9 protein-coding genes are annotated in these 12,190 nt (G+C 69.8%); 3 read left to right on the forward strand and 6 right to left on the reverse strand.

Going from position 1 to position 12,190, the window contains the following annotated elements; genetic code table 11:
* Positions 1-77: 77 nt before the first annotated feature.
* A complete protein-coding gene (locus AN215_RS12155; RefSeq protein ID WP_070009126.1) occupies positions 78-1,574 on the reverse strand; it encodes a glycosyltransferase family 87 protein in 1,497 nt (498 codons plus the stop codon).
* Positions 1,575-1,666: 92 nt separating this feature from the next.
* Positions 1,667-4,369 (reverse strand): transglycosylase domain-containing protein, encoded by a 2,703-nt coding sequence (locus tag AN215_RS12160; protein WP_070009127.1) that lies wholly within the window; start codon positions 4,367-4,369, stop codon positions 1,667-1,669.
* A gap of 370 nt (positions 4,370-4,739) precedes the next feature.
* Here AN215_RS12160 and AN215_RS12165 point away from each other — a divergent pair, with 370 nt between their 5' ends.
* Positions 4,740-5,432, forward strand: coding sequence for a PadR family transcriptional regulator (locus AN215_RS12165; protein ID WP_070009128.1), 693 nt, complete (start codon positions 4,740-4,742; stop codon positions 5,430-5,432).
* A 49-nt stretch (positions 5,433-5,481) separates the two neighbouring features.
* Entirely contained in the window at positions 5,482-6,564 is a 1,083-nt protein-coding gene (locus tag AN215_RS12170; protein ID WP_070009517.1) for an inositol-3-phosphate synthase, read from the forward strand.
* 101 nt (positions 6,565-6,665) lie between these two features.
* Here AN215_RS12170 and AN215_RS12175 read toward each other — a convergent pair whose 3' ends face one another.
* The 3 genes from AN215_RS12175 to AN215_RS12185 all read right to left on the reverse strand — a co-directional run bounded on the left by AN215_RS12175 (position 6,666) and on the right by AN215_RS12185 (position 10,477).
* On the reverse strand, positions 6,666-7,697 hold the full coding sequence (locus tag AN215_RS12175) for an alanine racemase (RefSeq protein ID WP_070009129.1): 1,032 nt from the start codon (positions 7,695-7,697) through the stop codon (positions 6,666-6,668).
* Positions 7,698-7,787: 90 nt separating this feature from the next.
* On the reverse strand, positions 7,788-8,906 hold the full coding sequence (locus AN215_RS12180; protein ID WP_070009130.1) for a lipid II:glycine glycyltransferase FemX: 1,119 nt from the start codon (positions 8,904-8,906) through the stop codon (positions 7,788-7,790).
* Positions 8,907-8,971: 65 nt separating this feature from the next.
* The gene (locus AN215_RS12185; RefSeq protein WP_420856089.1) at positions 8,972-10,477 is read right to left on the reverse strand and encodes an MFS transporter; all 1,506 of its coding nucleotides are present in this window, start codon (positions 10,475-10,477) and stop codon (positions 8,972-8,974) included.
* A 231-nt stretch (positions 10,478-10,708) separates the two neighbouring features.
* Here AN215_RS12185 and AN215_RS12190 point away from each other — a divergent pair, with 231 nt between their 5' ends.
* Positions 10,709-11,653, forward strand: coding sequence for a DUF5996 family protein (locus AN215_RS12190; protein WP_070009132.1), 945 nt, complete (start codon positions 10,709-10,711; stop codon positions 11,651-11,653).
* Between the two features lie 106 nt (positions 11,654-11,759).
* Here AN215_RS12190 and AN215_RS12195 read toward each other — a convergent pair whose 3' ends face one another.
* The gene (locus AN215_RS12195; RefSeq protein ID WP_070009133.1) at positions 11,760-12,122 is read right to left on the reverse strand and encodes a UBP-type zinc finger domain-containing protein; all 363 of its coding nucleotides are present in this window, start codon (positions 12,120-12,122) and stop codon (positions 11,760-11,762) included.
* Between the last annotated feature and the right edge of the window lie 68 nt (positions 12,123-12,190).

Consider the following 12,190-nt stretch of genomic DNA (forward strand, 5'->3'; position numbering starts at 1 on the left):
TCGTCGCGTTCGCGACTCCGGCCCGGATCGCTCCTCTTCGAGCCGCAAGCCGCCCGTGGTTTCCGGGTCTTCCGTGGCTAGCGGGCCCCGGTGCCCCAGTGGACCTGCTTCTCCTCGAACGGCGCGGGACTCGCGTGTGCGGGCCTCCGCCGGGCGGCACCCAGTGTGAAGACGTCCGGTGCCCCGTCCAGCACGCCGCCCCCGGGGTCGTCCGAGCCGTTCCGGCGTACGACGTCCCGCTCCGGCATCAGCGCGTCCCGTACCACCACGGTGCACAGATAGAGCGTGCCGAGCAGGTGGATCATGATTACCAGCTGGTAACCCTCCGTCGGCAGGCCGTGATGCTTGTCCCCGCTGCCCGTATAGGCGAGGTAGAGCCAGATGCCGAGGAAGTAGACGACCTCGCACGCCTGCCAGATCAGGAAGTCCCGCCACTTGGGGCGGGCGAGCGCCACGAGCGGGATGAGCCACAGGACGTACTGCGGCGAGTAGACCTTGTTGGTCAGGATGAACAGCGCCACCACCAGCAGCGCCAGCGGCGCCAGGCGTGGCCGGCGCGGCGCACGCAAAGCCAGCGCGGCGATGCCCGCGCAGCCGAGCACCATCAGCACCGTGGCGTACGTGTTGGCGTCAGGCAGGGGATCGCCGGTCCGCTGGGAGATGATCAGCCAGACCGACCCGAAGTCCACGGGCCGTTCCTCGCTGAAGCTGTAGAACTTCGACCAGCCCTGAGGCGCGAGGAGCATCACGGGCAGGTTGACGCACAGCCAGGCGACCGCGGCGCCGCCGAGCGCCGTGCCGTACGGCCGCAGGCGCCCCGCGCGCCAGCACAGCAGCAGCAGGGGCCCCAGCAGCAGCACCGGGTAGAGCTTGGCGGCCGTGGCCAACCCGATGAGCACCCCGGCGGCGAGCGGGCGGCTGCGGGACCACATCAGCATCGCCGCGGCCGTGAGCGCCACCGCCAGCAGATCCCAGTTGATGGTGGCCGTCAGCGCGAGAGCGGGCGCGAGAGCGACGAACAGGCCGTCCCAGGGGCGGTTGCGGTGGGTGCGCGCGGCACAGACCAGGAGGACGGCGGCGCAGACCATCAGCATGCCGGAGTTGACCATCCAGTAGAACTGCTCGCGCTGCTGGAGGCCGTCGCCGGGCGTCATCCAGGACGCGACCTCCATGAACACGCCGGTCAGCACCGGGTATTCGAGGTAGGTCATGCCGCCCGAGATGCGCTCGGGGATGCGGTCGAAGTACGGGACGAGGCCCTCGGCGAAGCCCCGCCCGGCGAAGAGATGCGGGATGTCGGAATAGCACGCGTGTACGTATTGGCTGGTCTGGCCGGAGAACCAGGCACCGTTGAAGCAGGGGGCCTTCTGCACCATGCCCAGCACGAACATGCCCAGCCCCAGCAGCGCCACCACCCGCACCGGAGTCCACCAGCCACCCGGCCCCGGTGCGGCCCGGCGGCCCATCGGCCCGCCGATCAGTTCGCTGCCGGCGGCGGCGACCTCGTCCTGCTCCGTCGGATGCTCGATGGCGCCGTTCCGGTCGGGGAGGTCCTGGAGGTGGGCACGCGTCATGCGCACATCCTGCCGTACGGGCGCAGACGCCAGCAGCCCCGTCACGGTGTGACCCGTGACGGGGCTGCGAGGTGCCGAGGCGAAGCTTCCGGCTAGTCCCGTTCGCGGCTTCCGGTCGGCCCGCCGAACAGGCCGCCGTTGTCAGCGCCGCCGGTGTTCCCGCCGTTCGCGCCGCCGGTGTTCCCGCCGTTGGCGCCGCCGGTGTTCCCACCGTCCTGGCCCTGGTCGTTTCCGCCGTCCTGGCCCTGGTCCTGGCCGGCGGTCTGGCCCTGGTCGTTGCAGACGAACGGGTTGTCACACGTGCCCGAGGGCGACGGCGACTGGGACGGCGACTGCGACGGGTCCTGCGACGGGTCCTGCGAGGGAGTGTCCGTCGGGCTGGGTGTCGGCGACGGGCTGGCCCCGACACCGAAGACCGGCTCGCCGATCGGTTCGGGGGCCGGGAAGGACTTGGCCGGCGTGCCCGACAGGGCGCCCGTCATGTACTCGGTCCAGATCTCGGCGGGGAAGGACGCGCCGTGGATGGACTCCTGTCCGCCCACGCCGTACATCTTCTGGAACTTCTGCACCTTGGCCTTGTCGTTGACGCGCCACATGCCGATCGACGTGGACAGCTGCGGCGTGTAACCGGCGAACCAGGCCGACTTGTTGTCGTCCGTCGTACCGGTCTTGCCCGCCGCGGGACGGCCGAGCGCGCTCGCGGCCTTGCCGGTGCCGTCCTGGACGACCGTCTCCAGCACATTGGTGACGTTGTCGGCCACGCGGGCCTCGAAGGCGCTCTTGACCTGCTTCTGGTGCGTGTAGACGTCCTCGCCGTCCTTCTCGACCCGCTTGACGGAGTACGGCTCGGACTTCATGCCGCTGCTGGCGAAGGTTCCGTAGGCGTTGGCCATGCGGATGGCGCTCGGAGCCGACGTGCCCAGCGAGAAGGTCGGAGTGGTGCGGGCGAGGCTGTCCTCGTTGAGGCCGGCGTCGATCGCCGCGGCCTTGACCTTGTCGACGCCGACGTCCATGCCGAGCTGGATGAAGGGCGTGTTGACCGATTCCTTCATGGCCTCACGCAGGTTGATCCGGCCCATGCTCTGGTTGCCGTCGTTGCGCTGACGCCACTCCTTGCCTTCCTCGTTCTGCCAGATGGTGCGGTTGTAGTTGCGCAGCTTGATCTTGTTGTCGCCGTTGTAGACGCTCTTGGGCGAGACAGGCGTACGGGCCTCGCTGCCCTGGACTTCCGGGCCCTTCGGGTTGCGTACGCCGTCGCGCATCGCCGAGGCGAGGACGAACGGCTTGAACGTGGAGCCGACCTGGACGCCTGTGTAGTCGGCGTTGTTCGTGAAGTGCGTGGTCGCGTCGTCGCCGCCGTACATGGCGACGATCGCGCCGTCGTTCGGCTTCACCGAAGCGCCGCCGAACTGAACGTACTTGTCGACCTCGCGATCCTCGGGCTTGATGTTCGCGTCGCGCACCTTCTTCACCGCGGCGGCCATGTCGGCCATCTTCTTCTTGTCGAAGGTGGTGTGGATGCGCAGGCCGCCCTGCTTGAGCTCCCGGTCGGAGATGTCGCTGTTGGCGGTGATGTAGTTGTTGACGACGTCGACCATGTAGCCCTTCTGGCCCTTGAGTTCGGTCGACTTCTTCGGCTGCTTCGGCATCGGGAACTTCGTGTACTCGGCGCGCGTCGCCTTGGACAGCCGGCCCGTCTGCACCTCACGGTCCAGCGTCCAGCTCCAACGGGCCTTGGCCCGCTCGAAGTTCTTCTCCTTCGTGGCCGCCGAACCGATGCCGCCCGCGGGGTCGTAGAGGTTCGGGCCGTTGAGCGTCGCGGAGAGGAACGCGGACTCGCTCGGGTTCAGGTCCTTGGCGTCCTTGCGGTAGTACGCCTGGGCCGCGGCCTGGATGCCGTACGCGCCGCGCCCGTAGTAGCCGGTGTTGAGGTAACCCTCGAGGATCTTCTGCTTCTTCTCCGTCGCACCGACCTTGATGGAGATGAACAGTTCCTTGACCTTACGCGTGATCGTCTGCGACTGGTCGAGGTAGGTGTTCTTCACGTACTGCTGGGTGATCGTCGAACCGGACTGGGTGTCGCCGCCCAGCGCCATCCTGCCCACCGCGCGGACGATGCCGACGGGGTCGACGCCCGGGTCCTCGTAGAAGGACTCGTTCTCCGCCGCGATGACCGCGTTCTGCATGGACTTGGGGATCTGGGCGAGCGGCACGATCTGCCGGTTCTGGTCGCCGCCGCCGGCGACGACCATCTGCTTGCCGTTGGCCCAGTAGTAGACGTTCTTCTGCTGCTTGGTCGCCTCGTTCTGGTCGGGAACACCGACCATCGCCAGCGCGATGCCGGAGAGCCCGATGATCAGCCCGAGGAAGCCGGCGAAGGAGCCGAGCACGAGCTTCCACGACGGCACCCAGCGGCCGAAGCCGGCCTTGTTCCAGCGTGGGTAGTCGATGAACCTCTTTCTGGGAGGGGGCTGGAAGCGCCCGCCGCCCCTGCCGTACGGGCCGCCGCCGCCACGGCCTCCCGCGCCGCCCGCACGCCGGCCACCACCGCCCATGCCGCCGGCGGCCATCCCGGCCCCGGCTCCCGCTGCGGCCCCCGCGCCGGCTGCCCGGCGCCGTCCGCCGCCGCCACTTCCGCGCGGTGCCGCTCTGCGGGCGTCGGCGCGCCCGCCGTACGAGCTTGAAGCGCCACCCCTGGGCGGCGGGGCGGAACGACGGCCGGTGCCGGGTGACGGCTGCGGCTGCGCTGCGCGCCGGCCGCGCCCCTGTGGCGGCTTTCGACGGTGCTCGCTCATGGAACAGCTACTCCTCGGGCAGGCGCTCGCGCCTGAAGGTGGCAGTTGACGTCTGGTCCCCCCGAGCGCGGCCCGCGGACGCTCGGTCTGCCGGTCGCACTGCACCCAGGACGATGACGCGCGCGGGCGTCTTCTGGTTCCCGGTGGTGGTCTGCACGCGCACAGACTACGCAGATCCAAAACACCCGTCGCCGGGCATTCATCTCAATCGAGGCAAGTTGCCTCCAACTAATCAGAGATGTGAGTCCCTTCACCCACTCCCCACTTGTCGCTCCGTGAGCATCGCTCTATCGTTCTGATGTATCGAGCCGATACATCGGCGCGACACAAGCAGGCAGCCGGGGCGGGGAGTCGAGGGGGGCGGTGCGGAATGAGCAGGCGCTCGGGGATCCTTGAGTTCGCCGTACTCGGGCTGCTCCGTGAATCGCCCATGCACGGTTATGAGCTGCGAAAACGGCTCAACACCTCGCTGGGAGTCTTCCGCGCCTTCAGTTACGGATCGCTCTACCCGTGCCTCAAGACCCTTGTGGAGCGCGGGTGGTTGACCGAGGAGCACGAGACGGCCGCACCGTCCCAGGAGGGCGAGCGGCAGGACCGGCAGGCCTCGCTGACCGGACGCCGGGCAAAAATCGTCTACAAACTCACGGCGGCCGGAAAAGAACACTTCGAGGAGCTTCTTTCACACACCGGACCGGACGCGTGGGAAGACGAACACTTCGGTGTCCGTTTCGCCTTCTTCGGGCAGACCTCGCGGGACGTGCGGATGCGCGTGCTGGAGGGACGCCGCAGCCGCCTGGAGGAGCGGCTCGCGAAGATGCGCGCCTCACTCGCCCGCACACGGGAACGGCTCGACGACTACACCCTCGAACTGCAGCGCCACGGAATGGAATCCGTAGAGCGCGAAGTCCGCTGGCTCACCGAACTCATCGAGACCGAGCGGACCGGGCGCGACCTGGAGGCCGGCGACGACGCCGTACCTCCGCCGCGCCGGCCAGGAGACGCGGGAGGCAGGCCCCGGCACAGGGGTGGCACCCCGCCGGATCCGTCCGACGACACCGCATGAGGCCCCGTACGAACGCGGCCTCACCGACCAGAAACAGGGAGCAACCGGAATGGGTTCGGTTCGTGTAGCCATCGCAGGCGTGGGCAACTGCGCCGCCTCGCTCGTGCAGGGCGTCGAGTACTACAAGGACGCCGACCCGGGCAGCAAGGTGCCGGGCCTGATGCACGTCCAGTTCGGCGAATACCACGTGCGTGACGTGGAGTTCGTCGCCGCCTTCGACGTCGACGGCAAGAAGGTCGGCCTCGACCTGGCGGACGCCATCGGCGCGAGTGAGAACAACACCATCAACATCTGCGACGTGCCGCCCTCCGGGGTGACCGTGGAGCGCGGACACACGCTCGACGGGCTCGGCAGGTACTACCGCGAGACCATCGAGGAGTCCGACGCCGCGCCCGTCGACGTCGTACGCGCCCTGCGGGAAGCCGAGGCCGACGTCCTGGTCTGCTATCTGCCCGTGGGCTCGCAGGAGGCCGTCGAGTTCTACGCCCAGTGCGCGGTCGACGCGGGCGTCGCCTTCGTCAACGCGCTGCCCGTCTTCATCGCCGGTACGAAGGAGTGGGCGGACAAGTTCACCGAGGCCGGCGTGCCGGTCGTCGGCGACGACATCAAGTCCCAGGTGGGCGCGACGATCACGCACCGCGTGATGGCCAGGCTCTTCGAGGACCGCGGCGTGATCCTCGACCGCACCATGCAGCTGAACGTCGGCGGCAACATGGACTTCAAGAACATGCTGGAGCGCGACCGGCTGGAGTCGAAGAAGATCTCCAAGACGCAGGCCGTGACCTCCCAGATCCGCGACCGCGAACTGGGCGCCGACAACGTGCACATCGGCCCCTCCGACTACGTCGCCTGGCTCGACGACCGCAAGTGGGCCTATGTGCGGCTGGAGGGGCGCGCCTTCGGCGACGTACCGCTCAACCTCGAGTACAAGCTGGAGGTCTGGGACTCGCCGAACTCCGCCGGCGTCATCATCGACGCACTGCGCGCCGCGAAGATCGCGAAGGACCGGGGCATCGGCGGGCCGATCCTCTCGGCCTCCTCGTACTTCATGAAGTCGCCGCCGGTGCAGTACTACGACGACGAGGCGCGGGAGCTCGTCCAGGCGTTCATCGACGGCAAGACGGAGCGCTAGCGCCGTGCCCCGCCGGGGCGCCCCCTGGGGGTGCCCCGGGCCAGGGCCCGGGCCCGGGGCGGTGACCCGGGCCGTTGCGGCGGGGGCCTGACTCCGCCCGCTCAGCGGTCGACGGTGCGGTCCACCATCGTCGTCGTGTGCCGCAGCTGTGCCGCCAGCTCTTCGCCGACCTTCGGCTCGGACGCCTCCGCCGGTACGAACAGGATCGACATCTGCATGTGCGGCGGCTCCGCGAACCACCGCTGCTTGCCGCCCCACAGGAACGGCGAGAGGTTCCGGTTCACCGTCGCCAGCCCCGCACGCGCGACTCCCTTCGCGCGGGACGTCATCCCCTGCAGCGCCTTCGGCGACTCCAGCCCCACGCCGTGCGACGTGCCGCCGGCGACGACCACGAGCCATCCGTCGCCCGGAGCCTTCTGCTGCCGGTAGCCGAACCGGTCGCCCTTCACGACGCGCGTGACGTCCAGGATCGAACCCCGGTACTCCGTGGCCGTGTGATCCCCCAGCCACAGCCTCGTACCGATACGCGCCCTGAAGTTCGTGCGCGGGAACTGCTGTTGAAGCCTGGCGAACTCGTCCGGACCCAGGTGGGAGACGAACATCGTCTCCAGCGGCAGCCTCGCGGCGCGCAGCCGGTCCATCCAGCCGATGACCTCCTCGACCGCGTCCGAACCGTCCGTGCGGTCCAGCGGAAGGTGGATCGCGAAGCCCTCCAGCCGCACCTCGTCGATCGCGGCGTGCAGCTTCGGCAGATCCTCCTCGCTGACCCCGTGGCGCTTCATGCTGCTCATGACCTCGATGACGACGCGTGCGCCCCGCATCAGGCCGACGCCCTCGACCGAGGAGACCGAGCGGATCGCGCGGTCGGGCAGCGGCACCGGCTCCTCGTCCTTGCGGAACGGGGTGAGCACCAGCAGGTCGCCGCCGAAGAAGTCCTTCATGCGGGCGGCCTCGTAAGTCGTGCCGACGGCGAGGACGTCGCTGCCGAAACGGGTGGCTTCGTCGGCCAGCCGCTCATGGCCGAAGCCGTAGCCATTGCCCTTGCAGACCGGGACGAGGCCCGGGTACTGCTGGATCACCGACTGCTGGTGCGCCCGCCAGCGATCGGTATCGACGTAGAGGGTGAGCGCCATGGCCGGTAGGGAACCTTTCTTCCGTCTCTCGTCTCGGTCGGTCTGATCGCGCCGTCTGTCGAGAGGCTGACGGCGCGGCGGGCCGCGCCGTCAGCGTCGCGACATGTAGATGTCGAGCGCCTTGTGCAGCAGCTTGTTCAGCGGGAAGTCCCACTCCCCGAGATACTCGGCGGCCTCTCCCCCGGTGCCCACCTTGAACTGGATCAGCCCGAAGAGGTGGTCGGACTCGTCCAGCGAATCGCTGATGCCGCGAAGGTCGTAGACGCTCGCCCCCAGGGCGTACGCATCCTGGAGCATGCGCCACTGCATCGCGTTCGACGGCCGCACCTCACGCTTGTGGTTGGCCGACGCTCCGTACGAGTACCACACATGGCCGCCCACGATCAGCATCGTGGCGGCAGCGATCCGTTCGCCCTCGTGCTCGGCGAAGTACAGCCGCATCCGGTTCGGGTCCTCGGCGTTGAGGACCTTCCACATGCGTTCGAAGTAGGACCTGGGCCGCGGACGGAACTTGTCGCGCTCGGCGGTGATCTCGTACAGCCGCTGCCAGTCGTCCAGATCCTGCAGCCCGCCCTGTACGACCTCGACGCCCGCCTTGTCGGCCTTCTTGATGTTGCGCCGCCACAGCTGGTTGAAGCCCCTGTGGACATCCTCCAGGGACCGTCCCTCCAGCGGCACTTGGAAGACGTAGCGCGGCTGCACGTCGCCGAAGCCGGCGCCGCCGTCCTCGCCCTGCTGCCAGCCCATCCGGCGCAGCCTGTCCGCGACTTCGAAGGCGTGCGGCTCGATGTGCGTCGCCTGCACGTCCCGCAGCCGCTTCACGTCCGGGTCCTGGATGCCGCCCTTGATCGCGGGAGCGTCCCAGCGGCGGATCACCACCGGCGGGCCCATCTTCACCGAGAAGGCGCCCTGTTGCTTCAGATGCGCCAGCATCGGCCGCAGCCAGTCCTCCAGACTGGGCGAGAACCAGTCGATGACCGGCCCCTCCGGCAGATACGCCAGATACCGCTTGACCTTCGGAAGCTGCCGGTAGAGCACCAGACCCGCACCGACGAGCTCGCCGTCCCGGTCGAACCAGCCCAGATTCTCCGAGCGCCACTCGCCCTTCACATCGGCCCAGGCGGGCACCTGGCAGTGGCTCGCCGAAGGCAGGCTGCGGATGTACGCCAGATGCTGCTCACGGCTGATGGTCCTCAGGGTCAGACTCATGCGGGACGCTCCTCCGGGCGCAGGTGGGTGACTCGCCGGGAAGCCTACTGTGCGCGGTGGGGGGCTCACGTCCCGCCGCCGGGCTTCTCACGCTCCGCGGCGGGGGGCGGCGCGGACAGCGAGCAGGACCTGCACACCGCGTCCACCGTCTCCGGCGCCGGCGCGGCCGTACGTACGAAGAGCCAGGCCGTGACCGCCGCCATGGCCAGCAGCCCCGCACAGGTCAGCATCGCGCCGTGGAAGGCCGCGTCGACGTCGGCGGGCGAACGGTACTCGTCGCCGGAGAGGCCGACGACCGACGGGATGGCGGCGACGGAGACGAGTCCGCCCGTACGGGCCGCGGCGTTGTTGATGCCGCTCGCGGTGCCCGCCCTGCCCACGTCCACGGAGTCCAGCACCGTCGCCGTGAGCGGAGCCACAAGGAGCGTCATGCCGGCGCCCAGCCCGATCCCCGCGGGCAGCACATCGGCGAAGTACGACGCGTCCGGACCGATCCTGAGCATGAGCAGCACCCCCACGGCCGCCAGCACCGGGCCCGCCGTCAGCGGGACGTGCGGCCCGATGCGCTTGCCCAGACGCGCCGCGCGGCTGGAGAAGGCCAGCATCAGCAGCGTCAGCGGCAGCAGCGCCAGCCCGGCCACCAGCGGCGAGAAACCCGCGGTGGTCTGCAGCTGCAGCACAAGGAAGAAGGACACCGCCGCCAGCGCACCGTAGATGAGCACCGTCACCACGTTCGTGTACGAGAAAAGCCGGACCTTGAAGAGTCCGAGCGGCACCATCGGACGCGGCGAGCGGCGCTCCGCGACGACGAACGCGGCACCGAGGAGCACCGCCGCCGCACCCGTCACGAGCGCGGCGAAGGGCTGTGTCGTGGCAGCGGTCAGCGCATAGGTGAGGGAGCAGAGCGACAGCGCCGCCAGCACCGCCCCAGGAACGTCGAAGCGGCCGCTCGCAGCCTCGTCCCGGTTCTCCGGTACGTCCCGTACGGCGACGAGCACCGTCAGTGCGGCCAGCGGAAGGTTGATCAGGAACACCCAGCGCCAGCCCGGCCCGCCGGCCAGCCAGCCCCCGAGCAGCGGGCCCACGGCCCCGGCCACCCCGCCCAGACCGGCCCATGTCCCGACGGCCGCCGCCCGGTCCTGGGGGCGGAAGACCGCCTGGATGATCGCGAGCGATCCCGGCGTCAGCAGCGCGCCGCCCACGCCCTGCAGGCCCCGGGCGCCGACCAGCAGCGGCGCGCTCGGCGCGAGCCCGCACATCGCCGACGACACGGCGAACCACAGCACACCGATGACGAAGACCCGCCGCCGCCCGTACCGGTCGCCGAGGGAGCCGCCCAGCAGGATCAGCCCGGCGAGCGTCAGCAGGTACGCGTTCACCGCCCACTGCAGTCCCGCCAGGTCCGAGTCCAGATCGGCGCCGATGCGGGGCAGCGCCACGTTCACGGCCGTACCGTCCAGCAGCACCATGCTCGATCCGAGGACCGTCGCGAACAGCACCCGGCGCCCGGTGGCCCCTGACAGGGCCACTTCGCCGGCGCGCGGAGCGTCCTTGGCATCCATGGCATCCATCCTGCTGCCCGGGGCCGGGACCGGCACCGCCGCGTACGCGCGTGCGCGGGTTTCCGGCCGGTTCGCGGCGGCTCTTCAGCGGCTCTTCAGCGGCCGCCGTACGGGCGGGAAGGGCCGGGGACGGCGCGCACATGCCGTACCACGCCGATCTCGTCATCATGGAACCGCCGGGCGGTCCGGACCTCTTCCCGGGGAGGACCGCAGGAGACAGCAGGAAAGGGGGACGACGCCATGGAGCTCTTCCCGCCCCTGCCGCTCAGCGAGTGGCGGGACACCAAGGAGACCCTGCACCGCTTCGAACAGCTCATCGGCAAGATCCGCCTCACGTCGAGCAGCCGCCGCAACCACTGGTGGAACGTGCCGTTCCACATCACCGGGCGCGGCATCACCACACGCCCCATGGGCCAGGCCGACGGCAACCCCGTCTTCACCATCGACTTCGACTTCGTCGACCACCAGCTCATCGTCTCGGCGCTCGACGGGACGGCCGTCTCCTTCCCGCTCCTCGGCCAGTCCGTGGCCTCCTTCCGCAGGCACACCCTGGAGACGCTCGCCGATCTCGGCATACATGCCGAGATCCCGCACCCCGAGCCCTTCGACCTGCCCGACTCCTCCAGGCCCTTCGCCATGGACACCGAGCACGCCACGTACGACCCGGAGCACGCCAACCGCTACTGGCAGGTCCTCAGCCAGGTCGCGCTGGTGCTCGAGGAGTTCGCCGCACGCTTCTCCGGCAAGTGCAGCGCCGTACACCACTTCTGGCACACGTTCGACCTCGCATACACCCGCTTCTCCGGCAGGCACGTCGAACAGCCGCCCCAGGTGGACTCCGTGACCCGCGAGGCGTACTCGCGCGAGGTGACCAGCTTCGGCTTCTGGTTCGGCGACGACTCCTTCGCCGAGCCCGCCTTCTACGCCTACGCCGCACCGGAACCGGCCGGACTGGAGCTGGAGCCGCTCACGCCGCAGGCCGCACGCTGGGTCGCGCAGAACGGCGGCCACCTCGCCCTGCTGCGCTACGACGACGTGCGCGCCCTCGACGACCCGCGCCGGGCCCTGCTCGACTTCTACGAGAGCGCCTACCGGGCGGCCGCGTCCCGTGCCGACTGGGACATCGAGGCGTTCACCAGCCCGGACGGCATCACGGATCAGCAGCTGGTCGCCCAGCACCGCTGACCGCTGGCCTGCGCCCCGGCGGGCTGCGAGCACGTCCGGGCGGCGCCCGGACGTGCCCCGTGAGGGGCGGGTCAGAGCCCTGCGAGTTCGCCCTGCGAGTTCCCGGTCAGTGCAGCCGGCGCTGCCAGTCCGCAGGAACCATGCCCGCCGGGCCCGGCGTCGGCTGCGACTGCGGATGCGACGTGGGAGGAGCCAGCTGCGGACCCTCCTGGACCTGCTCGGTCTCCGCGTTCCAGAACCAGTCCTCGCCCGGCTCGAAGCTGGTCAGGAAGGGATGCCCCGCCTGCCGGGCGTGCGCCGTGGCGTGCTGCCCGGGCGAGGAGTCGCAGCAGCCGATGTGCCCGCACGCCGCGCAGCGCCGGAGATGGAACCACCACCCCGGGCCGTCGCCCGCCGAGCACTCCACACAGCCCGTACCGCTCGGCTGCGCGGAAGGATCGATGCCGGGGATTCCGTCCTGCTGTGCCATCTGCGGCTTCCTCTCGCTCGCCCCCCTGGCGACGAAGGGCGTACGGGCGCAGGAGTACGGACATCGCG

The organism is Streptomyces abyssalis (assembly GCF_001751365.1).
GTDB lineage: Bacteria > Actinomycetota > Actinomycetes > Streptomycetales > Streptomycetaceae > Streptomyces > Streptomyces abyssalis.